The sequence below is a fragment of the Pseudomonas sp. S2_A02 genome (genome assembly GCF_054668495.1).
On record NZ_CP162776.1, the window covers coordinates 5,330,767 to 5,352,673 of the forward strand.

Below are 21,907 nucleotides of genomic sequence, written 5' to 3' on the forward strand. Positions count from 1 at the left end.
TCATGAGACATCAAACATTTAAACGACCACAGGCCCAACAAGGCCTGGCGATGGTTGAATTCACTCTTGTCTTGCCAGTGTTGCTGTTGCTGTTGCTGACCTTCGGTGAGTTTGGCCGCTTGCTCTATCAGTACAACGTCCTATTGCAGGCCAGTCGTGATGCCGACCGTTTTGTCGCCAGTCAAGCCTGGAACTCGACGCTTGGCATGGTCGCTCTGAGCAGTACGCTGCAGACCCAGACGAAAAACGTTGCGGTATATGGCGTGCCTTCCAACACCGGCACCGCTGTGGTGTCAGGGTTGACGACTGGCAATGTGGTCGTCGCCGCGGTGGGCACCGACCACGTGCGGGTCACCATCACTTATACATTCTGCCCGGTGATTGGCGGTGGCAATTGTGCCGGCTCGATTCCTGGTTTCTTTGGTAATCAGATTGCGCTGAGCATTCCACTGGTCGCCACGACTGTCATGAGGGCACTGTGATGAATCGCAAACACATGCACGGTACCTATATTGTGGAATTCGCCGTCATTGGCATGCTGGTGTTCACGCTGTTGTTCGGCGTACTGGAAATGGGCCGTCTGTACTTCACGGTCAATGCGCTGGATGAAGCCGCGCGGCGTGGTGCGCGTCTGGCGGCGGTGTGCAATATCAGTGATCCGGTGGTGTTGCGGCGGGCGATCTTCAATGCCGCGTCCGACGCTGGTACGAGCCAGCTGATCAACAATCTGGCCACCAGCAATCTCTCATTGACCTATCTGGATGAAAACGGCGCGCTGGTGGCCAACCCCGCCGACACGACTGGGGTCAATGGTTTTCGTGCCATCCGCTACGTCCAGTTGAACCTGCAAAACTTCGTTTTCAATCTGTTTATTCCCGGGTTCGGCGTGCCCATTACCTTGCCCACCTTCAGGGCAACCTTGCCACGCGAAAGCCTAGGACGTCATTCCGATTCCGGGGAGATCACGCCATGCTGAATACCAAGGAAACTCCACTCTCCACCTCGACCGGCAAAACCGGGCTCCGGTTGCTGATCAGCAGCCGTGATGCGACCGCTTTGCGCGACCTGCAGAGCGTCTGCCAACGTATGCCCTGCCTGGAGGTGAGCACTCGCCTTGTGAGCAATGGGCATGTCGACCCGCTTTACGGTCTGGACCGGATGCCCGATCTGTTGCTGCTGCGCGTCAGCCATCTGTGGCGCGAAGAGTTGTCGGCGCTGTTACAGCGTCCGGCCCATGAGCGGCCGCCGATGTTGGTGTGCGGACTCCTGAGTGAACAGGAAGCCATGCGCCTGGCGATGCAGGCCGGCGCCCGTGACGTGTTGCCGGAACCCATCGCCGAGCCAGAACTGGTCGCCGCTTTGAATCGCCTGGTCATGGAGGTTCGGACCGGCAGCGGGGCAGAAGGGGAAATTGATCGCCGTGATGAGCGCCAAGGGCGGCTCCGGCGGAACCCTGGTGGCCTGCAACCTGGCTCAGCAGCTCAGCGCCAGGGGCGGCAGTACCCTGTTGCTGGACATGGACCTGCAATTTGGCAGCGTGACGCATTATCTGGATGTGGCGCAGACACACAGCCATCTCGAGGTGCTGCAGCAGATCGACGGTATGGACAGCGTCGCGCTACGCGGTTTTTGCAGTCACTTCAGCCCGACTTTGCATGTACTGGGTGGTCGGGCCGGTGAGTTGTGTCTGCCGCAGGATGCTCAGCCCGAGCAACTTGATGCCCTGTTGAAGCTGGCCCGCGCCAGCTACGACTGGGTAGTCATCGACCTGCCACGGCAAATCGACCACCTCACCGGCTCCGTGCTGGAACAGGTGGATCGGGTATACGTGGTGGTACAGCAGAGTGTCAGCCATCTGCGCGATGCCAGCTCCCTGGTGCGAATTCTTCGCGATGACCTGGGCGTGCGCGGGGATCAATTGCAGATAGTGGTCAACCGCTTTGACAAGGCGGGAGCGATCAGCCTCAAAGATATCGGCGAAGCGCTGCGCTGCACCAATCTGTCGAAATTACCCAACGACTTCAACCTGGTCAGCCAGAGTCAGAACACTGGCGTGCCGTTGGGGCTGCATGCGCCGAGGGCAGCGATTACTGCCGCACTGCGCGACATGACCGAGGACCTGGTCGGTCAACAGGTAGCCGGGAACAAAGGCTTACTCAAACGCGCCTTCAACCGTTTTTTCGGGGGATGACCCATGATCAGCGACTTTCGTAACCGCTTGCGCAAACAGTCCGGTAAACCCGCCTCATCGTCGGCTACCCAGTTGGGCCGTGACCAGGATCCGGCAGAAGAATTGATGGCGTGGGAGCATGCAATTCCGGATGTCCTGTATGAAACCAGAACCCAGGTCACCCCGGTAGAGGCCGAGTGGCGAGAAAAGATTTACCAGCAGTTACTCAAGGTTATGGACCTGTCCTTGCTGGACTCCCTTGAACCGGCCGAAGCCACGCGGCAGATTCGCGATATTTGCCAGCGCTTGCTCGATGAACATTCGGCGCCGGTGAGTTCCGTCAGCCGTCAGTTGATCATCAAGCAGATTACCGACGAGGTGCTCGGCCTGGGTCCTCTGGAACCGTTGCTGGCCGATCACAGCGTGTCCGACATTCTGGTCAACGGCTTTGCCTCAGTCTATGTCGAGCGCTTCGGCAAACTGCAAAGGACCGATGTGCGCTTTCGCGATGATCAGCATTTGCTGAACATCATCGACCGCATCGTGTCCAGCCTGGGTCGGCGCATTGATGAGTCTTCGCCGCTAGTGGATGCCCGGCTCAAGGACGGTTCGCGGGTCAACGCGATTATCCCGCCGCTGGCCATCGACGGTCCGAGCATGTCGATTCGCCGCTTTGCGGTGGACCTGCTCAATACCGACAGCCTGATCTCGGTGGGGACGTTGACCCCGGCCATTGCCCTGCTGCTCAAGGCGATTGTCCGTGGGCGCTTGAACGTGTTGATTTCCGGCGGTACCGGCAGCGGCAAGACCACCATGCTCAATGTGCTGTCCAGTTTCATCCCGCAAAACGAGCGGATCGTCACCATCGAAGACTCGGCCGAGCTGCAACTGCAACAGCCCCATGTGGTGCGCCTGGAAACCCGCCCTTGCAACATTGAGGGACGAGGCGAAGTGAGCCAGCGGGAGTTGGTGCGCAACAGTCTGCGGATGCGCCCGGACCGCATTGTAATCGGCGAAGTGCGCGGCGCCGAGGCGCTGGACATGCTGACCGCCATGAACACTGGCCACGACGGTTCCTTGACCACCATCCACGCCAACACCGCACGGGATGCGTTGGGGCGGGTCGAGAACATGGTGTCGATGACCGGGGCGACCTTCCCGATCAAGGCCATGCGTCAGCAGATCGCTTCGGCCATCGATGTGGTGATCCAGCTGGAACGTCAGGAGGACGGCAAGCGCCGCCTGGTCAGCGTGCAGGAGATCAACGGCATGGAGGGCGAGATCATCACCATGACTGAAATTTTCTCCTTTGCGCGTCAAGGCATGGGTGAAAACGGTGAGGTGCTCGGTGATTACCGCCCCAGCGGCATGATCCCGGCCTTCCGCGATGTACTGGCCAAGCGCGGCATCGAATTGCCGCTCAATATGTTCAGGCCTGAATGGATGGAGGCGCGGCAGTCATGAACAATATTCCTGGTGAATTTATTCTGATGTTCCTCGGCATGGTGTTTATTGCCGTGTTCCTTCTGTCCCAGGGCGTGGTGGTACCGGTGTTCGGCGAGGCCGGCAAGATGCGCAAGCGCATCCGCGGCCGCTTGCATGTGATGGAGAAGGCCAACAATCTGCCCAACATGCAGACGGTATTGCGGCAGAAATACCTGACGCGTTTGTCACCACTGGAGGCCAGGCTTGAGCAGCTGCCCTTTATGGAGACATTGACGCAAATGATTGAGCAATCTGGGCACGAATACCGGGCCTATAGGGTATTGCTGCTCGGGTTGGTGCTGGGCGCTTGGGCGGGTGTCTTGATCTGGATGGTCTCGTCCATCTGGTGGATGGCGTTGATGGCGAGCCTCGGAGCGTTCTGGTTACCCATGCTGAAAATCTCTCGTGACCGTGGCAAACGTTTCGCTGCGTTTGAGGAGGGCCTGCCAGATGCATTGGATGCCATGTGCAGGGCTCTGCGAGCCGGTCATCCCTTCAATGAAACCTTGCGTTTAGTGGCTGAGGAGCATAAGGGACCAGTGGCTCAAGAATTCGGCGCGACCTTTGCCGATATCAACTATGGCAACGATGTACGCCGGGCCATGCTTGGCCTGCTAGAGCGGATGCCGAGCATGACAGTGATGATGCTGGTGACCTCAATCCTCATTCATCGCGAGACCGGAGGTAATCTGACCGAGGTGCTGGAGCGTCTGAGTCGACTGATTCGTGGGCGCTTCCGTTTCCAGCGCAAGGTCAAAACCTTGTCAGCCGAAGGACGCATGTCGGCTTGGGTGCTGGTGGCCATTCCCTTTGTGTTGGCAGCAGTGATCCTGATCACAACCCCCAGTTATATGCCTTTGCTGCTCAATGATCCGCTTGGCCACAAGTTGATCATCGGGGCTTTCGGCGCCATGTTGCTTGGGATTTTTTGGATTCGTAAAATTATCCGGATCCAGGTTTGAGTGGTATTCGTTTCTCAGAGGTGCAGGTCATGGACTATTTGCTCGGGGTATTCAGTCAGGTGGCGGGCAATGCGCAGCTGGCGCGTATGTTGTTCGTCTGTGTTATTGGTTTGAGTGCGGTGCTAGCGGCCGTCACCGTGATGTTGCTGGTGTTGGGACTGCAGGATCCAGTACAGCGTCGTCTGGCACTTATCAAACGCGGTCATTCGGGGAATGTCGCCGGGCAGGACGCTCCGAGTAATCTGCAATTATTGCTGGAGCGGGTCGGACAACGTTTTGGCTCGGCTGAGACGGCTCAGACATCTGCCACCCAAACTCTGTTAATGCACGCCGGTTATCGCTCGCCCTCAGCGGTACAGATGTACTGGGCGGTGCGCTTGCTGTTGCCACTGATATCGGTTGGTCTTGCGCTGTTGTTGTTGCCGATGTTCTCCAGGCTTTCTCTGAATATGGGGTTGTTGGTGGTATCAATGACTGCTGCCGCCGGATGGTTGCTGCCAGCGGTGTATGTCGAAAAGCGCAAGCAGGCCAGACAGGGCAGGCTGCGCGCTGCCTTTCCGGATGCCCTGGATCTTATGGTGGTGTGTGTGGAGTCGGGTCTGGCATTGCCGCAGACCATCGAGCGGGTGGCTGAGGAGATGTCGGTCAGCCAGGTTGAGCTGGCTGAGGAGCTGGCGCTGGTCAATTCGCAAATCCGCGCCGGCGTCCCCAGTACCGAAGCGCTCAAGCAACTGGCTGTGCGCACCGGACTGGAGGAGATACAAGGGTTGGTCAGCCTCTTGGCGCAGAGCATCCGCTTTGGTACCAGCGTGGCCGATACCCTACGCATCTATGCCGATGAGTTCCGTGACCGGCGTACGCAGGCCGCCGAAGAAGCGGGGGCGAAAATCGGTACCAAGCTGATATTCCCATTGATTTTCTGTCTGTGGCCGAGCTTCTTTCTGGTAGCCGTGGGCCCTCCGTTGATCGGAGTGCTCAGAGCATTCGGGAAGCTTTGAAATGAACAGGAGGCATGTGCTGTCGAGTCAGATGGCCTTGTCTCCTGAACCTGATTTGCACGTCCAGCCATAGATCTACACCTCCCCGAAAGAACTCCGCAGGCTGCGATTTTTTGATTTTGATGGCAGGCAATTCGTTGCCCTGGCCTCTGAATCAAAAGATCGCAGCCTGCGGCCGCTCCTGCAGAGATTTGTAAACATCGGTTGATCACGACCTGGCGCTGATTGCTGCGATACGCTCGGTGACAGGCTGATCAGGCGGAATCGATGGTTGCCAGACACCCCTTTCAGGAACAAGGATGCGGGCAGATGTAGGAGCTGGCGAAGCCTGCGATCTTTTGATTTTGATTTTGATTTTGATTTTGATGGCCGAGGGATCGCTGAAGAGCAAAAGATCGCAGCCTGCGGCAGCTCCTACAGGGTAGTCCTGCAAGGCCTGGATAATATCAATGCTTTCCTGCATACGACGTCTAGCCCGGCTTTACAGCCAGGCCACTTTAGACGATGTCAGAGGCTGATAACCCGTGATGCGCCTCAATTACTGCTGGGGATTTCACCCGCCATATCCTGATCAAAAAACTCCGGAATCGGGTAGTTGAAGCTGTTCAGCCAACGCTGCATCGCCATGTCACGTTCGGTGGCCGAAGCGGTCTGCAGTTTGGGTGAAGCAACGATGCCGCGAATCTGTAGCTGCATCCACTGCTCGGTGCCTTTTTGCTCCTTCGAAGAGGGGCCTGGTTCAAAAGCCCAGGCACTGGTGGACAGGCAAGCCATGCACACGATCAACAGCCTCTTGGTATTCATCTCGACTCCTCGTACGTTTTACTTGGTCGCACTGGATGAGGCATCGGCTACCTCAGTTCTGCGATTCCCCTCGGAAGCCACCGCTTTCTTAGCAGAAGCCTTGAGTTTTTCCGCGCGGCTCTGAGCCTCTGCGACTTGCTGAGGACTCAAGCTGGCGCGGGTCACGAGCTCGGAAGCTGCCTTCCAGTTATCCTGATAGATCAGCAGCGTCACCATATTCAGTGCCGCCAGTGAATCGGTCTGCTTGAGCTCCATAGCGGTCATGAACTCGAAGCGTGCTTCAGGGATGCGTCGCTGATTGAGGTAGACCACCCCCAGGTCGTTGCGCATCCTGTCGTCGGTGGGGGCCATCTTCACCGCACGTTCAAGGTGAGTGATAGCAGTGACGTAATCATTTTTGGCCGCGGCCAACTGGCCCAGGCCATGTTCTCCATCAGCGGCCAGACAGGTGCCGAGCAAACTTTGATACAACGGCTCCGCGTCTTTACGCCCCATCAGGCGCAGCACTCGAGCCTTGCGCAGGCGAACCTGGACCAGACTGTCGGGCAAACCTTCCAGGTTCGCCAGGCTGGCATACAAACGGCCTTCGTTGACCATATTGTCGGCCAGGCTCAGGGCCAGTTCTTGCTCCGAAGCGGGCTTGGCACAGTCAGCCGGTCGCGAAGACAGGCCATTGCTGGCACAACCTGTGAGCATTATTGTCGCCGCTATTGCAATGACTGCTTTCATCGAGTGTCCTCTGGCTACAACATGTTGAACGCCTGGCCAATGGCAATAAAACTGGCTTGGCAAGCGTTCAAGATCACCGTTACGAGTGAGGTCGAGGCAAGTCTGATTCAGGCTCATTGCGAGAGCCCGGAGCGACTGTCGAAATCGCCATTTTCGAGGAAGAACATGCGGTAGAAGTTCGGGTCGTAATTGCGCAGCTGCTCGCCAGGCAATGACGGTAGTTGTGCATTGGCAGCCATTGGCTGGACCAGATGCGGGGTAACGATCATCAGCAGTTCGCGCTCTTCACGGTTGATGGAGTTATCGCGGAAGAACGCGCCCAGAATCGGAATGTCGCCCAGCCCCGGAAACTTGTTCACCTGTGAACTGTTGCGGGTGCTGATCAGGCCGCTGATGACGAAACTTTCGCCGTCGGCCAGCGAAATGCTGGTGTCGGTACGGCGTATGGTCAGCGCCGGAACAATGGTGCCGGCGATGCTCACGGCGTTGGTGAAGTCCAGTTCACTGACTTCCGGCGCCACCTTCAGTGCGATACGGTTTTTTCCGACGATGGTCGGCGTCAGGGTCAGGCGAATACCGAATTCCTTGTACTCGATAGACACGTTATCGCTGCCTGAACTGGGCACCGGAATCGGTACTTCACCACCGGCCAGGAAGCTCGCACTCTGCCCGCTGAGCGCCACCAGACTTGGCCGCGCCAAGGTGTAGGCGAAACCGCTGCCTTCCAGCGCGTTGATCGCCACCAGGGTATTGCCGGTAGCGAAAGAGAGGTTGAACATGTCGTTTCTCACCGGCACCGATGGCGTGACAATGCCGCCGATGGTGGGCAAGGTTCTCGGCGAGCCGAACAGGAAGTTGCCCTGGCGGCCAAAAATCGAGGTAGAGGCTTCCTTGAGTTTGGTCCGGCTGACTTCAACGAAACGGATGTCAGTCTGCACCTGGCTTGGCAGCAGCGGGTCTTCAGAAGGCACCGTCGACACGCTGGTCAGCGCTGCCGTGGCCTTGCCCTTGACGAATACCATGCTTTGGCGCGGCGTTTTCGAACAGGCGGTCCAGACCATCAGGCTGGTGGCCCCCGGCGCGAGGCCCGTGAGTATGAAGGCGTTGCTGCCGCTGGGTTGCACGTCGGCAATTTTCGGGTCACCTACCGCCAGCTGTGTCACCGCGACGGGGACGCGCAGTTCGTTCTGAAGTCCCTGACCGACCTCAAACGTTGCCGGCAAACTGTCCAGTTGCGAACAATTGGCCGGCGCGGCCTGAGCCGCATTCACGCTGAGACCCGTCCAAAACAGGCCATGGATAATTCGCTTGAAAGCGGGCACGGTACGATAGCTCATTAAGTGCATCCTCGCTGAATAGGCCATCTTTGAGGCTAACTGGGTTGCCTCGGATCACTACAAGGGGCCTTGGTCGGCCCTCTACCCCGCCAGACCCCTGATTAATGGCCCCGGCAATATTCCTTGGCGCTACATGCAAGCAACTGCAATACGCTGTTCTGACGGAACAACGAGCGACCTTCGCTAAAACGGTTTTTAGTGATCCAGATACCTGAACTGTCGAGCCGAACGATAGGCTCGGGCTCGAAAGCAATAGCAGCTAAAGACGGCACTTTGCGCCGACCTGACTCCCCTAAAAAGCAACCGGCAATCAAAGCAAAGAGCCGGAAAATGCTTGCCAGGACCATAGTGAGGTAACTCCTTTTGCCATTCCGCTATCTGATCGCTGAACCTAACGTGGCATTTCGAACCGTTATGTCTTCTTCTTGTTTGAAAGGTAGTTCAACCAAGGCAAAGCGCCACGCTTTGAACGAAAACTTTCGATACAGATGCTGGTTTTTTTCTGAAAGCCACGGTCAGGCCACGCAATCATTGGTATTGCGCTGGATGCTGATGAAATAAGGGGTGCTCCACGGTCCCGCGAGTTTTTCTTGGGGTTTTGCGCTGCATATTTCACAAAAACGCCACTCATTGAGTGGCGTTTTCAGGTGTGCCGTTTTGTAGTTCTCGAATGCAGACCAATAGTAACAACGGCATCTGGCGACTGATTGTGTAGCTCTACACCTGCGAAGTGCAGGTTGGAGTATTGGCCGCAAGGTACTGGATCACCTCTTCAAGCGTGTCTATGTCAGGAGCATTCTTCACTAACGCTTGCGAACTGCACCATGGGTAGTCCAGGTGCGATACCCACTCCATGATGCAGTGCAGATCAGTCGCTGGCAGGGTTTTCATGTGCTCAATGGTGATAGTAAGCCTCTCGACAAGCCCCGACGCGGGGCTGAACTGCCACTCATACAGACCGCAACCGACCCGGATTTCGCCGCAGCTCTTGTCGGACATGCCGACCAGCCATTTGCACTGGAATGTTTTGGCCTCTGGTTCCGGTGGGAGTCCCAGGCAAAAGGTATAGACGTTTTCGAAGGTCTGGCCGAATCGCCTGACCAGCACATCGCCAATAGGTCCAAGGCCTTCAACGTGGGGTGGAAACGAGATAGATCCGGTGTGCACGACCATGTCCAGGATCGCGTCTGGCGCAAAGGCCTGGCGCAACAAATGGGGGCGGTTACCGTCCTTGCCTTTTATGTACTGTTGAATCGATTGTTGAGCAGTGTTCATTGCTTATCCATGGCATCCATATCAGGTTGAAAACAGTCCAATCCAAGGCTCACATTACTATTTCACGCGAGTCCGCACTCATTTACAAAGCGCTGTTCAAAACATCCGTTACCAGCATGCAGCCGGGGGCGTGGGTGATGCACAGTGGCGGACGTGAAGTTTGCACCACCGATTGCGGGGTCACACCGCAGGCCCAGAATACCGGGATTTCGTCGGCTTCGACTGGCACGGCATCGCCGTAGTCCGGACTGCTGAGTGAATCGATGCCGATCAGCGCCGGATCACCGATATGCACAGGCGCGCCGTGGACGTTGGGCATGCGTGCGGTGATCTGGATCGCCTGGATCGCCGCGGCGGCCTTCATCGGGCGCATGCTCACCACCAGCTTGCCGCTCAGGCGTGCGGTAGGGCGGGTGTCTATGTTCGTTCGGTACATGGCGACATTGCGCCCCAGATCGATGTGCCTGAGGGCGATGCCGGCGTCCAGCAGCGGTTGTTCGAAGGAGAACGAGCAACCGATGGCGAAGGCCACCAGATCGTCCTGCCACACATGCCCGATATCCGATGGTTCTTCGCTCAGTTCGCCATGGCGATAGACCCTGTATCGGGACACCTCATGGCGGATATCAATGGCGGTGCCGAGATTGCGAAAATACGGATCACCCGGTTCGGTAACGTCGAGCACCGGGCAAGCCTGCCGATTGAGCGTGCAATACCGGAGAAATTCGTTAGCCCAATCATTGGGCAGAATCACGATATTGGCTTGCACCCGACCTTGAGCCAGGCCGCTGGTGTGGCCCTGATATTGTCCGGCAGCGATGCATTGGCGCAGAGCCAGTGGAACGCTGTGCTTCAGTTGTTCGAAAGACAGGGTGGTTTGGCTCATCACGGCATCTCTTCAGGTTCGATGAGCCTTTTTAGAAAACCATGACGATGGCGTCCAACCAGGAATGTTGTTACCCCGGGACAACAAAAAGTTATTCAAGAGTCCGTCGGTTGCTGAGACCGGGTGCCGGAACCATTCGAAGCGGGCCGACATCCGCGGCGTATTGGGAGACCACCTGGCGGCTCATATCGACGATGCTCTCGATCAACTCCAGGCCGACGCCGGCGCGCCATGAAGCCACGACATCCAGCTGCGGCAAGCGAGTGCCTGGTTCCAGCTGAATCAGCTCGCCGCTGGCCAAGGGCTTGGCCACCAGCGCGGCCGGCAAGGCGCCAATACCGAAGCCATCACGAATCAGCCGGGTCATGGCCGACACCGAGTTGACGCAACTGACGCGTGGTGTACTGATGCCGTGGGCGTGCAGCAGGTTGAGTACATCCTGATGCGGCCGGGAGTTTTTAACGAAGGTGATGATGCGCTCACTGGCCATTTCGGCCAGTGAGGCATAGGGGCGGGCATAGATTGAGTTACTGGCGGCGATCCAGTGCATGGGGTAGTGCGCCAGTTCGAGGTTGCGCACACTTTCGTGGCGGATCAGGTCCGTCTGGAACACGATGTCCAGATAGCCCTTTTGCAACTGATCGCACAGATTACGTGCGGCGTCGGCCGTAATCTCGATTTCCACGGCGGGGAAGGTCTGCATCAAGGTCGACATCAACGGGCTGAGCCAGGTGTGGATCACCGTATCCATCACACCGATGCGCACCAGGCCCTGTTGCGGGTTGGTGTTATCCAGTGAGTGTTTCAACGCTCGCTGAACCTCGAGCATCTGCTCAGCGTAGTCGAGCACCTTGAGACCTTCGAGCGTTAGCGACACGCCGCGCGAATCACGCACGAACAAACGCAGGCCCAACTCTTCTTCCAGCGAGGCAATCCGGCTGGAGATAGCCGCCTGAGTGCTGAACATTTTCTCGGCGGTAAGGCTGAAGCTTTGCAGGCGTGCGACCCAGACGAAGGTTTCGAGAAATTTGAGGTTCATGGCGGTTCTCGTGGTGGGGCGTTCACTGTTTTTCCACAGAGAACCGTGGTGGGGGTGCAGTAATTGTTACTCCAGAGTTCGTCGCCGGGGGTATCAAATTTTCTTATGTATAACCTCGTTTTTTTCCCGTTTGACGCAGTTTGGCCTTGGCGCGAAGAATCCGCTCCACGACGCAGCCACTGCGTCTGCCCCCCACGACAACGCCTTCACAAAAAAATAATGAGGCGTGTCCGTCATCTTCGCTTGCTGCCGCAGGAACTCCCATGGAAAAGACCATGACTGACCACGTGCTTTCAGGTTCGGGCCGCACCGGCCCGTTCAGTTGGTACGGCCCCCTGTCGAAAAATGAAAAGCGTACCTTCTGGAGTTGCAAGATCGGCTATGCCCTGGATGGCATGGACACACAGATGCTGAGTTTCGTCATTCCGACCCTGATCGCCACGTGGGGTATTTCCAAGGGCGATGCCGGGATGATTGGCACTTGTACGCTGCTGGCCTCGGCGGCGGGTGGCTGGATCGCCGGAATACTGTCCGACCGCATCGGTCGGGTGCGCACCTTGCAACTGACGGTGCTGTGGTTCGCCTTCTTCACTTTCCTCTGCGGACTGGCACAGAACTACGAGCAACTGCTGGTGGCCCGGACTTTGATGGGCTTTGGTTTCGGCGGTGAATGGACAGCGGGTGCGGTGCTGATCGGCGAGGTGATTCGCTCCCAGGATCGCGGCAAGGCAGTGGGCATGGTGCAGGCCGGATGGGCGCTGGGGTGGGGGCTTACGGCATTGCTCTATGCCGGATTATTCAGCTTTCTGCCGCCGGAAGAGGCCTGGCGGGCGTTGTTCATGATCGGGTTGGTGCCAGCGCTATTTGTATTGGTGATCCGCCGACTGGTCAAAGAGTCGGACACCTTCGAGCAGGCCTGCATTGAGCGCAAGGCCAAGCCTGAAAAGGATTCGCGTTGGGCCTTCTTCGAAATTTTCGCGCCCCGGATGCTCAGTACCACCTTGCGCGCTTCGTTGCTGACCACTGGCGCGCTGGGCGGTTATTACGCGATCACCACGTGGTTGCCGACTTACCTGAAAACCGAGCGCGGCTTGAGTGTACTCGGCACTGGCGGCTATCTGGCGATGGTGATCCTCGGCTCCTACATCGGCTATGTGACCAGCGCATTGCTGACCGATGCCATTGGCCGGAAGAAGAACTTCATCCTGTTTGCCGTCGGCTCCATGGCGATCGTTCTGGCCTACACCCAACTGCCCATCGACAACACCTGGATGCTCTGGCTGGGCTTTCCGTTGGGGTTTTTCGCCTCGGGCATTTTTGCTGGCATGGGCGCTTTTCTGACCGAGTTGTTTCCGACTCGCATGCGCGGTTCGGGTCAGGGCTTTTGCTATAACGCCGGGCGTTCCATTGCGGCGCTGTTTCCGTTGTTCATCGGTGCGCTGAGCGAAACGTTGCCGATTGGTACGGGGATCGGAATCTTCGCTGCCGGTGCTTATGGCGTGGTGATTCTGGCCGCGTTAAGCCTGCCGGAAACCCGCGGTCGGCAACTCGAATCCTGAACCCCGACACGTCTGGGCAGCTCTGCTCAGACGTCGCTGATCCATTGCTAATCGACAAACATCGGCCGCGATCGCAACGCCCCCGAGAGGGCTCGCTCGCGTCCGTAACAGGAGCAGGCATGAACAATTCGCTTTCCACCCAACGGTTGTACCTCCCGGTCGGCACATTGCTCGGCTTGAGCTTGCTCGGCGCACCGGCCGCTCAGGCGGATTTCATTGCCGACAGTAAAGGCAGCCTGGAAGCACGCAACTTTTACTTCAATCGCGATTTCCGCCAGGACGGCTCGCGAGACAAAGCCGAGGAATGGGCACAGGGCTTTCTGTTGCGGATGGAGTCCGGGTATACCGCTGGCACGCTGGGGTTTGGTCTGGATGCGCTGGGCATGGCCGGTTTTAAACTGGACTCCGGCGGCGGCACGGCGGGCACCAATCTCTTGCCGCCGGATTTGTCGGGCGGCTCGCAAGATCGCTATGGCGAGTTTGGCCTGACCGCCAAAGTGCGTTTGTCCAAGAGCACCCTGAAGCTCGGGACTTTGCAGATCAAGGATCCGGTGGTGAACTCCAACGACACTCGCCTGTTGCCGTCAACTTTCAAGGGCGGCCTGGTCAATGTGCAGGAAGTCGACCGTTTGAAGCTCACGGCAGGTCAACTCACGCAAATCAACTTCGTTGATTCCACTGACTACCAGGACATGACGGCCAATCGCATCGGCGGGCAAAGCGACAAGTTCCAGTTCGCCGGGGCTGACTATCAATTCTTGCCGAACCTGACAGCGCAGTACCGCTACGGCAAACTGGAAAATATCTACCAGCAAAACTACCTTGGATTGGTGCACCTGTTGGATCTGGGAGCCGGTCAGTCGCTCAAGAGCGATGTGCGCTATGCGCGCAGCATCGAAGATGGCAACTTTCGTGACCTCGACAACCAGGCTCTCGGTGCGATGTTTACCTACAGTCTCGGCGGCCACGCGCTGGGCTTCGGCTACCAGCGCATGAGCGGCGACGATCCGTTTCCGTACATCGGACGCAGTGATCCGTACCTGGTCAACTTCGTGCAGATCAATGACTTCGCCAACGTTGACGAACGCTCCTGGCAAACGCGCTATGACTATAACTTCGCCGCATTGGGTGTGCCGGGGTTGAGCTTTATGACCCGCTACATCTCGGGGGATAACGTGCAGCGCAGTGCTGCGGGTGAAGGCAAGGAGTGGGAGCGCGACACCGATATCGCTTACGTGGTGCAGGACGGTACTTTGAAAGGCCTGGGCTTTAAATGGCGCAACGCGTCGGTGCGTTCGAATTTTGGCAATGATCTGGACGAGAATCGCTTGATCGTCAGCTATACCCTGGCGCTTTGGTAAGTGTCTCGGTTATCGAACAGGAAATGATATCGACGGCCCGCCAGTCAAGCTGAGCGGGCCGTTTGTTTTACATCGAGAGAATCAACCGGCCCGCGAACAAAATCAGGATCACCCCCATGGTTCGTTCGAACCAGTGCCCCATGCGCATGAACAGCAATCGCACCCGCGCGCTGGAAAAAAACAGCGCCACGATCACGAACCACAAGGCATTCACGAAACACATCCACAGCCCGTACAGTGCCTGAATCTGCAGCGGCGTCGTGGCGCTGATGATGGTCGTGAAGATCGCCAGGAAAAACAGCGTGGCCTTGGGGTTGGTGGCGTTGGTCAGAAACCCCGTGCTGAAGGCCTTGAACAAGGTCTGTCGTTCAGCTGACGCTTCTGCCCCCTTGTCGCCTTCAATTACCGATTTGGGTTTGCTGCGTATCAAGCTCACGCCGAGGTACAAAATGTAGGCGCCCCCTACAACCTTGGCCACCGTCAACAACCAGGGCGTGGTATGCATCAGCGCGCCGACGCCGAGCAAGGTGTAAAGCACATGCACGGAAATGCCCGCGCCGATGCCCAGCGCCGTGCAAATCCCCACTAAGCGGCCGAAACGCACGCTTTGGCGAATGGTCACGGCGAAGTCCGGTCCGGGAGCAACCACGGCCAGAAAGTGGATCGTTGCCAGCGCCAGAAACTCGCCCAGGTAATTCGAAAACATCTCAGCTCCAGAAAGTCAGGGGTGAAGCATTGCCGCGATAGCCGACAAAGAAGGAAAGGCTCAATCGCGGATCGTCCACACCCGGGGTCACCGAGTGCATGCAGCGCGAATTGAACATGATGAAATCACCTGGCTCAGGACGAATCTCCAGGGTCGGAGGGCCGAGCAAGGCCGGGTCGATGCCGTAACTGTCGCCGCGCATTTCGTCGAACTGGTCCGGGGAAATGTCGTGATCCCACATCTGCAACGCGCCGCCCTCGGTCGGCATGTTCAGGTAAACATTGCAGGCGAACTGCGCTTCCAGGCTTTTGGCCTGGAAGCTGTCGGGGGCATCCTTGGCGAAAATGTCGTGATGGGCGAGGAAGCACACCCCGGGTTTCACGACCCGGGATAGCCCCACATACATCTTGCGGCCATAGAGATTTTCCAGATGCGCTCCCGCCGGCCAGGACTCGTCGAGCATGCAGCGCAACGTATCGACAGGAGAGGAGTAGGGCGCACAACGGCTGCGCAATTCGGCGATATTGCTGGTGGCGCGCTCGAAGTAATCCTCGATCAGCAGCGGCTGGTTTTCCGCTTCATAAAACGCCATGCCAATGCGTCCGATGCTCGGCGCGTTGATGTAGCCTTCGAAGCCGGGGGCGAGGATCTTGTCGCCGATCTGAATCGCCAGCGGCCCAGGCAACAAGCCTTTGACGCGGATGGCGAGGACTTCTTCGTTGGCCAGTTTTTGTATGCACGTCTCATCGAGACGCTCGACGTCAAGCATCATGTCTTTAGGTCCATCTATCGATAGTCAACAGAACCCGCGAACGCAGGCTCCCCAGGCGTCAGGCGATGGCGGGGCCATCGCCCAAATGCTCATTCCACGTTGTAGTGGACTGACAGCGTTCCCTTTTTTTGTGAAAGGGAAGCGATCGTGACCGTGCCCAAATCCTTCAGGCTCCGTACATGGGTGCCGCCGCAGCCGTAGGCGGGCAGTTCACCGAAACCGATTTCCCGGGCGCCTTCACGCAACGACGTCAGGCGCGGCAGGTCATGGGCGATCCATTGCTTGATGCCGTGTTGAATCGTCTGCGCATCGACCTCCTGCGCACTTTCAGCCGGCTTGAACTGGACACGTCCTTCATCCGGCCAGTGATGAGCCTTGATCGGCATCCAGCCCATCGCCTGGACGAAGTGACCAATCAGGTGACCCGCCGAATGCATGCGCGTGTTGAACTGGCGTCGTTGCTCGTCGACCCGAATCTGGATCATGCCGAGTTTTACCGGATGGTCGACGAAGTGGATTATCCGGTCCGGGTCCTGAACCACGCGCAGCACCTGGCTTTCGCCAATCCAGCCGGTATCCCAGGGTTGCCCGCCGCCTTGGGGATGAAACAGTGTGGCGCGCAGTACCACAGCGAATTCGTTCTCCTGAGGTGCGCATTCCAGGACTTCCACGTTGGCCTTGAGCTCATCACTATGGAAGAAGAGGCGAAGCGTCATATTCCATGCTCTTATTAAAGTTTCTATTTTTATTATATGAATCGTGGAATTGCGTGATAATCCGTTCAATCATCAAAGGACTGTTGCGCTGTGAGCATAAATCTTCCCCTGCCGCTGCTCGGTGAAATGGCGATTTTCGTCAAGGTTGTCGAGACTGGCAGTTTCTCCGAAGCGGCGCGTCAATTGGGCTCTTCACCCTCGGCGGTGAGTCGCAGCATTTCGCGGCTGGAGAAGGCGCTCGCCACGCGGCTGCTGCAACGAACCACGCGTAAGCTGCGCCTGAGCGACGGTGGCGAAGAGGTGTTCAAGCGTTGCCAGGAGATGGTCAGCGCAGCGAAGTCGGTGATGGAAATCAGCGGTCAGTACACCCATGAAGCGGAAGGGCTGGTGCGCGTCAGCGTGCCCAAGGCCGTCGGGCGATTCGTGATTCATCCGCACATGCCGGAATTTCTGCGGCGCTATCCCAAAGTGAATGTGGAGTTGTTGCTCGAGGACCGTCAGGTGGATTTGATCGACGACAACGTCGATCTGGCGATCCGTATTACCGACCGACCGCCTGCAGGGCTAGTGGGGCGGCAGTTGCTGACCATCGATCATTTGCTCTGCGCAACGCCGCAGTACCTGGCCGAACACGGCACCCCGACTCATCCCCATGATTTGCTTAACCACAGCTGCATCTATCTGGGCGAAACCCCGAGCGATGCACGCTGGAAATTCAAGAAAGGCAGCAAAGCCGTGACCGTCGGCGTACGCGGACGTTATGCCGCCAATCACACGGGCGTGCGACTGGGCGCGGTATTGCAACACATCGGAATCGGCAGCCTGCCGTACTTCACCGCCCGTTATGCGCTGGAACAAGGGCTGATCGTGCAGGTACTGCCGGACTGGACTTTTCTGGCCTCCTACCATGGAGGCGCCTGGCTGCTGCATTCGCCAACCCGCTATCTACCGCCCAAGTTACGGGTGCTTATCGACTATCTGGTGGAATGCCTGGAGAAGGAGCCAACCTTGAGCAGGCCGGGCAAGGTCGCGGCGGAGTATGAGTTGCCCGAGAGTGATGGGTTGCTTTGAGGTTAAGATCAAAAGATCGCAGCCTTCGGCAGCTCCATTGAGATGGCGTACACCCTGTAGGAGCTGCCGAACAAAAAAAGGCCCGCATGTTCAACCATGCGGGCCTTTTGTATTACTGACTGTGGGATCAGTGCTTGCTGTCCTGGTTCGACATCGCCAGTAGCTGTTTTTCCTGATTCCAGTCGAACGGTTCGTCGTTCTGTTCGGCTTCGAAGCGGCGTTCTTCCAGCGCCTGGTACAAGTCGATTTCTTCGTCGGACAGGTAGTGCAGGCAGTCGCCGGCGAAGTACCACAGCAGATCCCGTGGAATCAGGTGGGCGATTTGCGGATAGCGGGAAATGACCTGCGTCAGGATGTCCTGGCCCAGGTACTGGCTTTCGATCGGCTCGATCGGCAGTGATGCCAGCAGTTCGTCGAAGCGCTCCAGGAACAAGGCATGGCTTTCTTCGGGAACCTGTTCGGCCTCACCTACGGCGACCAGGATGCTGCGCAGGTGGTCGAGCAAGACGAGATGATCGGCAACGACGTTGGACACGAGATAAGTCCTCAAGAGCAAAACGGGCGCCAGAGTATAAAGCTCTTGCGCCCCTTTTCCCATGATAGAGGTAAAGAGTCCCATGCAAGACACAGGGTCCGCTGGATCAGCGAACCTTGCCTTTGGCCAATACCAGCTCCTTTGGGTCGAAATCATCGACATCGATCACCTTGCGTCGTGCCACTTCTGCCTCGCGCAAGGTCTGGGCTTCAACCGGTTGCAAGACGCCAGCCTCCAGGGCGGTATCGATGACAGACTCTCCGAGAGTGGGTTTGACCTGGCGACTTTTCAGCGCCGTATTGAGTTTTTTCTGTAGCGGCTTGGCGGCGTTCAGCAAATCGCAAGCGTGCTGCAGGGCGCCGACCGAGTCTTCTGGTGATTGCGGGCGATAGCAGCCGCCCAGTAACTCTTCAAGCGTTGGATCGCCCTTGGCGCGGCCGATGACGGCTGCGACGTTGGACGCCAGTCTGTCCGACGGGCCTCTGTGGCGACGACCGAACGGAAACACCATCACCCGCAGCAAGCATCCAAGCACCTTGTTCGGGAAGTTGGTCAGCAGTTCGTCCAGCGCACGTTCGGACTGACCGAGGCTCTCCTCCATGGCCCAGGTGAACAGCGGGTGCATATGCTCGGGTGAATCGAGATCGTGATAACGCTTGAGTGCGCCGGAGGCCAGATACAGGTAACTGAGTACATCGCCCAGACGTGCGGACAGCCGTTCGCGACGTTTCAAATCACCGCCCAGCAGCATCATGCTCAGGTCTGCAAGCAGGGCAAATGCCGCGGCCTGACGGTTGAGGGCGCGGAAGTAGCCTTGGCTGAGCTTGTCCCCGGGCATGTGTTCGAAATGCCCGAGGCCGAGGTTCAGCACCAGGGTACTGGCGGCGTTGCACACGGCAAAACCAATGTGGTCGATCAGCAGTGCATCGAACTCGACCAGTGCCTGTTGTTTGTCTTCGCGGTGGGCGAGGGCCATTTCCTTGAGCACGAACGGATGACAGCGAATAGCGCCCTGGCCGAAGATCATCAAGTTGCGTGTCAGGATGTTCGCGCCTTCGACCGTGACGGAAATGGGTGCACCTTGCCAGCTACGCGCCAGGTAGTTGTTCGGGCCCATGATGATGGCCCTGCCGCCGTGAACATCCATGGCGTGGCTGATGCATTCGCGGCCGCGTTCGGAGAGGTGGTATTTGATTATCGCCGAGGGTACTGATGGCTTTTCGCCGAGGTCGACCGCGTTGGCGGTGAGCATCCGTGCGCTGTCCATCAGCCAGGTACTGCCGGCGATCCGTGCCAGTGCTTCCTGAATCCCTTCGAAGGCTGACAGCGGTGCGTTGAATTGTTCGCGAACCTGCGCGTATTGGCCCGTCACCAGACTGGTGAACTTACCCGCAGCGGTACCGATGGCAGGCAGTGAAATGGAACGCCCGACTGACAGGCAATTCATCAGCATCATCCAGCCTTCACCGAGCATCTCCTGACCGCCAATGATGAATTCCAGCGGTATGAACACATCCTTGCCGGAGTTCGGGCCGTTCATGAATGAGGCGCCCAGCGGCAGGTGACGGCGACCGATTTCTACACCGGGGGTCTGGGTTGGAATCAAGGCGAGGCTGATCCCCAGGTCGACTTTGTCGCCCAGCAGATGGTCCGGGTCATAGGCCTTGAACGCCAGGCCGATCAAGGTCGCCACCGGGCCGAGGGTGATGTAGCGTTTTTCCCAGTTCAGACGCAGGCCGAGGGTTTCCTTGCCTTCCCATTCACCTTTGCAGATCACCCCGGTGTCGGTCATCCCGCCGACGTTGGAGCCCGCCATTGGACCCGTCAGGGCAAAGCAGGGAATATCGTCGCCGCGTGCCAGCCGTGGCAGGTAATGATTGCGTTGTTCGTCGGTGCCGTAATGCAGCAGCAGTTCCGCCGGGCCGAGGGAATTGGGCACCATGACGGTCGAGGCCAGGTCGCCGCTGCGGGTGGCCAGTTTCATCGCCACTTGGGAGTGGGCATAGGCCGAGAAGCCTTTGCCACCGTACTCTTTGGGGATGATCAGGGCAAAAAAGCCATGTTGTTTAATGTGATCCCAAGCCTTGGGCGGCAGATCCATCAACTGGCTGATCTGCCAATCGCTGACCATTGCGCAGAGCTCTTCGGTCGGGCCATCGATGAAGGCTTGTTCCTCTTCGCTCAGTTGCGCTTTTGGATAGGCCAGCAGCTTGTTCCAGTCCGGGCGGCCGTTGAATAACTCGCCGTCCCACCAGACCGTGCCAGCTTCAATGGCTTCACGTTCGGTTTGCGACATCGGCGGCAGGTTTTTTTGAAACCAGCCGAATATTGGCGCCGTGAAGAGTTTTCGGCGCAGATCCGGCAGCAACAGGAAAGCGGTCACGACTGCGAGCATCACCCAGAAAATCAGCATGAGCCAGACGGGGGCATGGCTGAAGATGCCCATTGCCAGCAGATAGGCCGCAATGATGCCCAAGGCGGGCAGAGGCGCAGTGCGGCGATGTGCCAGGTAGGCAATCCCGACCACCAGAACCAGTATCCACAACAGCAACATATTCAATTCTCCATGAAGCCAGGGGCAAAACCACTTTCAGAGCTTAGACGGCATCCATAAAAGTGGGGGGCAGACCGATAGGTCTGAGTTTGTAGGAAGCAACGGTTGAAACTTGTGAGTTATTTCGAGGGCGGACGGTTAAGCGCGTTTGTCGACAGGGCGGCAAACGCTGATATTTGGCCGATACGTCGTTATCTCTGTGCTGAAGGTGTCGCTAGACTCGTGGCTTCCCCAGGAGATTGTTCCCATGCACGCATGTCTGAGCCCCGGCCGCTTCATCGACAGTGACCATCCCTCGGTGGTGGAGTTCGCCGAAAAACATCGTGGTGCCGGACGCGATCCACTGGAACAGGCGATCAATCTCTATTACGCGGTGCGTGAGGCCGTGCGCTACAACCCTTACACCTTCAGTCGCGATCCAGAAACCTTGCGCGGCAGCTATGCGCTGGCGGCGGGGGAGAGTTATTGCGTGCCCAAGGCCACGCTGCTGGCCGGTGCAGCCCGGCATTGCGGGATCCCGGCGCGTATCGGTCTGGCAGATGTGCGCAATCACCTGTCGACGCCGCGTCTGCTCGAGTTGCTCAAAAGTGATGTGTTCGCCATGCACGGCTACACCGAGTTATATCTGAACGATCGTTGGGTCAAAGCCACCCCAGCGTTCAATCAACAACTCTGTGAACTGTTCAATGTCGCGCCGCTGGAGTTCGATGGGATCAACGACAGCGTGTTCCACCCCTTCAACCGTGACGGTGAGCAATTGATGGAGTACCTGATCGATCACGGCCAGTTCACCGATGTGCCTGAAGCGTTCTTTTTCGCACACCTGGAAAAGTGCTATCCGCATCTGTTCAGCGAGCAACTGCCCGTGCTGCTGGGTGACATGCAGAGCGATTTGAGTCGCGCCTGATCCGGCGTATGCTGCCTGCGCATTCATCCAAAAAGGGGCGG

General features: G+C 57.8%; 23 protein-coding genes and 1 pseudogene. 10 read left to right on the plus strand and 14 right to left on the minus strand.

Features of this window, described 5'->3' with window-relative positions; translation table 11 throughout:
- The first annotated feature begins 2 nt into the window (after window positions 1-2).
- A complete protein-coding gene (locus tag AB4O41_RS24340) occupies window positions 3-482 on the plus strand; it encodes a TadE/TadG family type IV pilus assembly protein (protein WP_460144986.1) in 480 nt (159 codons plus the stop codon).
- Entirely contained in the window at window positions 482-976 is a 495-nt protein-coding gene (locus AB4O41_RS24345; protein WP_460144987.1) for a TadE family protein, read from the plus strand. The genes AB4O41_RS24340 and AB4O41_RS24345 overlap by 1 nt, the downstream gene beginning before the upstream one ends.
- Here the strand turns inward: AB4O41_RS24345 and AB4O41_RS24350 are convergent.
- The gene (locus tag AB4O41_RS24350) at window positions 943-1,191 is read right to left on the minus strand and encodes a hypothetical protein (RefSeq protein WP_460148459.1); all 249 of its coding nucleotides are present in this window, start codon (window positions 1,189-1,191) and stop codon (window positions 943-945) included. The two genes, AB4O41_RS24345 and AB4O41_RS24350, sit on opposite strands and share 34 nt — an antisense overlap.
- On the opposite strand from AB4O41_RS24350, the pseudogene AB4O41_RS24355 reads away from it, so the two are divergent.
- From AB4O41_RS24355 to AB4O41_RS24370, 4 genes and pseudogenes are all read left to right on the plus strand, one after another.
- Window positions 1,087-2,191, plus strand: a pseudogene (locus tag AB4O41_RS24355) (AAA family ATPase). The gene AB4O41_RS24350 and the pseudogene AB4O41_RS24355 sit on opposite strands and share 105 nt — an antisense overlap.
- A gap of 3 nt (window positions 2,192-2,194) precedes the next feature.
- A complete protein-coding gene (locus tag AB4O41_RS24360; RefSeq protein ID WP_460144988.1) occupies window positions 2,195-3,634 on the plus strand; it encodes a CpaF family protein in 1,440 nt (479 codons plus the stop codon).
- A complete protein-coding gene (locus tag AB4O41_RS24365; protein ID WP_460144989.1) occupies window positions 3,631-4,617 on the plus strand; it encodes a type II secretion system F family protein in 987 nt (328 codons plus the stop codon). The genes AB4O41_RS24360 and AB4O41_RS24365 overlap by 4 nt, the downstream gene beginning before the upstream one ends.
- A 29-nt stretch (window positions 4,618-4,646) precedes the next feature.
- Complete coding sequence (locus tag AB4O41_RS24370) at window positions 4,647-5,615, plus strand: type II secretion system F family protein (RefSeq protein WP_460144990.1); 969 nt, start codon at window positions 4,647-4,649, stop codon at window positions 5,613-5,615.
- A gap of 208 nt (window positions 5,616-5,823) precedes the next feature.
- Here AB4O41_RS24370 and AB4O41_RS24375 read toward each other — a convergent pair whose 3' ends face one another.
- From AB4O41_RS24375 to AB4O41_RS24410, 8 genes are all read right to left on the minus strand, one after another.
- A complete protein-coding gene (locus AB4O41_RS24375; RefSeq protein ID WP_460144991.1) occupies window positions 5,824-6,078 on the minus strand; it encodes a hypothetical protein in 255 nt (84 codons plus the stop codon).
- A 71-nt stretch (window positions 6,079-6,149) separates the two neighbouring features.
- Window positions 6,150-6,419 carry a DUF3613 domain-containing protein gene (locus AB4O41_RS24380; protein ID WP_460144992.1) on the minus strand — a complete coding sequence of 90 codons (270 nt, stop codon included), beginning with the start codon at window positions 6,417-6,419 and terminating at the stop codon, window positions 6,150-6,152.
- Window positions 6,420-6,437: 18 nt separating this feature from the next.
- Window positions 6,438-7,148: a tetratricopeptide repeat protein gene (locus tag AB4O41_RS24385; protein ID WP_460144993.1), complete on the minus strand. Its 711-nt coding sequence runs from the start codon at window positions 7,146-7,148 to the stop codon at window positions 6,438-6,440.
- Between the two features lie 113 nt (window positions 7,149-7,261).
- Complete coding sequence (locus AB4O41_RS24390) at window positions 7,262-8,485, minus strand: type II and III secretion system protein family protein (protein WP_460144994.1); 1,224 nt, start codon at window positions 8,483-8,485, stop codon at window positions 7,262-7,264.
- 101 nt (window positions 8,486-8,586) lie between these two features.
- On the minus strand, window positions 8,587-8,832 hold the full coding sequence (locus AB4O41_RS24395; protein WP_460144995.1) for a hypothetical protein: 246 nt from the start codon (window positions 8,830-8,832) through the stop codon (window positions 8,587-8,589).
- 370 nt (window positions 8,833-9,202) lie between these two features.
- On the minus strand, window positions 9,203-9,760 hold the full coding sequence (locus AB4O41_RS24400) for a hypothetical protein (protein ID WP_460144996.1): 558 nt from the start codon (window positions 9,758-9,760) through the stop codon (window positions 9,203-9,205).
- A gap of 82 nt (window positions 9,761-9,842) precedes the next feature.
- Window positions 9,843-10,646, minus strand: coding sequence for a putative hydro-lyase (locus AB4O41_RS24405; protein WP_460144997.1), 804 nt, complete (start codon window positions 10,644-10,646; stop codon window positions 9,843-9,845).
- 91 nt (window positions 10,647-10,737) lie between these two features.
- The gene (locus AB4O41_RS24410; RefSeq protein ID WP_460144998.1) at window positions 10,738-11,685 is read right to left on the minus strand and encodes a LysR family transcriptional regulator; all 948 of its coding nucleotides are present in this window, start codon (window positions 11,683-11,685) and stop codon (window positions 10,738-10,740) included.
- Window positions 11,686-11,960: 275 nt separating this feature from the next.
- Between AB4O41_RS24410 and AB4O41_RS24415 the strand changes: the two genes are divergently transcribed.
- Window positions 11,961-13,244: an MFS transporter gene (locus tag AB4O41_RS24415; protein WP_460144999.1), complete on the plus strand. Its 1,284-nt coding sequence runs from the start codon at window positions 11,961-11,963 to the stop codon at window positions 13,242-13,244.
- A 119-nt stretch (window positions 13,245-13,363) separates the two neighbouring features.
- A complete protein-coding gene (locus AB4O41_RS24420; protein ID WP_460145000.1) occupies window positions 13,364-14,605 on the plus strand; it encodes an OprD family porin in 1,242 nt (413 codons plus the stop codon).
- A 67-nt stretch (window positions 14,606-14,672) separates the two neighbouring features.
- Here the strand turns inward: AB4O41_RS24420 and AB4O41_RS24425 are convergent, their stop codons facing one another.
- From AB4O41_RS24425 to AB4O41_RS24435, 3 genes are all read right to left on the minus strand, one after another.
- Window positions 14,673-15,311, minus strand: coding sequence for a LysE family translocator (locus tag AB4O41_RS24425; RefSeq protein ID WP_460145001.1), 639 nt, complete (start codon window positions 15,309-15,311; stop codon window positions 14,673-14,675).
- 1 nt (window position 15,312) lies between these two features.
- Entirely contained in the window at window positions 15,313-16,083 is a 771-nt protein-coding gene (locus AB4O41_RS24430; protein WP_305446515.1) for a 2OG-Fe(II) oxygenase, read from the minus strand.
- Between the two features lie 89 nt (window positions 16,084-16,172).
- Window positions 16,173-16,799, minus strand: a complete 627-nt coding sequence (locus tag AB4O41_RS24435; protein WP_460145002.1) for an alanyl-tRNA editing protein — start codon at window positions 16,797-16,799, stop codon at window positions 16,173-16,175.
- Between the two features lie 90 nt (window positions 16,800-16,889).
- Between AB4O41_RS24435 and AB4O41_RS24440 the strand changes: the two genes are divergently transcribed.
- Window positions 16,890-17,870, plus strand: a complete 981-nt coding sequence (locus AB4O41_RS24440; RefSeq protein WP_460145003.1) for a LysR family transcriptional regulator — start codon at window positions 16,890-16,892, stop codon at window positions 17,868-17,870.
- A gap of 127 nt (window positions 17,871-17,997) precedes the next feature.
- On the opposite strand, the gene AB4O41_RS24445 is transcribed toward AB4O41_RS24440, so the two are convergent.
- Together AB4O41_RS24445 and AB4O41_RS24450 are read right to left on the minus strand one after the other, a co-directional pair.
- Window positions 17,998-18,405, minus strand: coding sequence for a PA2817 family protein (locus AB4O41_RS24445; protein ID WP_008012462.1), 408 nt, complete (start codon window positions 18,403-18,405; stop codon window positions 17,998-18,000).
- Between the two features lie 106 nt (window positions 18,406-18,511).
- Window positions 18,512-20,959: an acyl-CoA dehydrogenase gene (locus AB4O41_RS24450; protein ID WP_460145004.1), complete on the minus strand. Its 2,448-nt coding sequence runs from the start codon at window positions 20,957-20,959 to the stop codon at window positions 18,512-18,514.
- A gap of 247 nt (window positions 20,960-21,206) precedes the next feature.
- Here AB4O41_RS24450 and AB4O41_RS24455 point away from each other — a divergent pair, with 247 nt between their 5' ends.
- Window positions 21,207-21,866, plus strand: coding sequence for a transglutaminase-like domain-containing protein (locus tag AB4O41_RS24455; protein ID WP_460145005.1), 660 nt, complete (start codon window positions 21,207-21,209; stop codon window positions 21,864-21,866).
- The last annotated feature ends 41 nt before the right edge of the window (window positions 21,867-21,907 follow it).

What these genes read in the sequence shown, in the direction of transcription:
- AB4O41_RS24415 (WP_460144999.1), top strand. Translation starts at nt 11,961, where the DNA reads ATGACTGACCACGTGCTTTCAGGTTCGGGCCGCACCGGCCCGTTCAGT.
- AB4O41_RS24365 (WP_460144989.1), top strand. Translation starts at nt 3,631, where the DNA reads ATGAACAATATTCCTGGTGAATTTATTCTGATGTTCCTCGGCATGGTG.
- AB4O41_RS24405 (WP_460144997.1), bottom strand. Translation starts at nt 10,646, where the DNA reads ATGAGCCAAACCACCCTGTCTTTCGAACAACTGAAGCACAGCGTTCCA.
- AB4O41_RS24435 (WP_460145002.1), bottom strand. Translation starts at nt 16,799, where the DNA reads ATGACGCTTCGCCTCTTCTTCCATAGTGATGAGCTCAAGGCCAACGTG.
- AB4O41_RS24380 (WP_460144992.1), bottom strand. Translation starts at nt 6,419, where the DNA reads ATGAATACCAAGAGGCTGTTGATCGTGTGCATGGCTTGCCTGTCCACC.
- AB4O41_RS24400 (WP_460144996.1), bottom strand. Translation starts at nt 9,760, where the DNA reads ATGAACACTGCTCAACAATCGATTCAACAGTACATAAAAGGCAAGGAC.
- AB4O41_RS24425 (WP_460145001.1), bottom strand. Translation starts at nt 15,311, where the DNA reads ATGTTTTCGAATTACCTGGGCGAGTTTCTGGCGCTGGCAACGATCCAC.
- AB4O41_RS24420 (WP_460145000.1), top strand. Translation starts at nt 13,364, where the DNA reads ATGAACAATTCGCTTTCCACCCAACGGTTGTACCTCCCGGTCGGCACA.
- AB4O41_RS24350 (WP_460148459.1), bottom strand. Translation starts at nt 1,191, where the DNA reads ATGGCTGACGCGCAGCAGCAACAGATCGGGCATCCGGTCCAGACCGTA.
- AB4O41_RS24390 (WP_460144994.1), bottom strand. Translation starts at nt 8,485, where the DNA reads ATGAGCTATCGTACCGTGCCCGCTTTCAAGCGAATTATCCATGGCCTG.
- AB4O41_RS24395 (WP_460144995.1), bottom strand. Translation starts at nt 8,832, where the DNA reads ATGGTCCTGGCAAGCATTTTCCGGCTCTTTGCTTTGATTGCCGGTTGC.
- AB4O41_RS24360 (WP_460144988.1), top strand. Translation starts at nt 2,195, where the DNA reads ATGATCAGCGACTTTCGTAACCGCTTGCGCAAACAGTCCGGTAAACCC.
- AB4O41_RS24340 (WP_460144986.1), top strand. Translation starts at nt 3, where the DNA reads ATGAGACATCAAACATTTAAACGACCACAGGCCCAACAAGGCCTGGCG.
- AB4O41_RS24385 (WP_460144993.1), bottom strand. Translation starts at nt 7,148, where the DNA reads ATGAAAGCAGTCATTGCAATAGCGGCGACAATAATGCTCACAGGTTGT.
- AB4O41_RS24455 (WP_460145005.1), top strand. Translation starts at nt 21,207, where the DNA reads ATGCACGCATGTCTGAGCCCCGGCCGCTTCATCGACAGTGACCATCCC.
- AB4O41_RS24375 (WP_460144991.1), bottom strand. Translation starts at nt 6,078, where the DNA reads ATGCAGGAAAGCATTGATATTATCCAGGCCTTGCAGGACTACCCTGTA.
- AB4O41_RS24410 (WP_460144998.1), bottom strand. Translation starts at nt 11,685, where the DNA reads ATGAACCTCAAATTTCTCGAAACCTTCGTCTGGGTCGCACGCCTGCAA.
- AB4O41_RS24450 (WP_460145004.1), bottom strand. Translation starts at nt 20,959, where the DNA reads ATGTTGCTGTTGTGGATACTGGTTCTGGTGGTCGGGATTGCCTACCTG.
- AB4O41_RS24430 (WP_305446515.1), bottom strand. Translation starts at nt 16,083, where the DNA reads ATGATGCTTGACGTCGAGCGTCTCGATGAGACGTGCATACAAAAACTG.
- AB4O41_RS24370 (WP_460144990.1), top strand. Translation starts at nt 4,647, where the DNA reads ATGGACTATTTGCTCGGGGTATTCAGTCAGGTGGCGGGCAATGCGCAG.
- AB4O41_RS24345 (WP_460144987.1), top strand. Translation starts at nt 482, where the DNA reads ATGAATCGCAAACACATGCACGGTACCTATATTGTGGAATTCGCCGTC.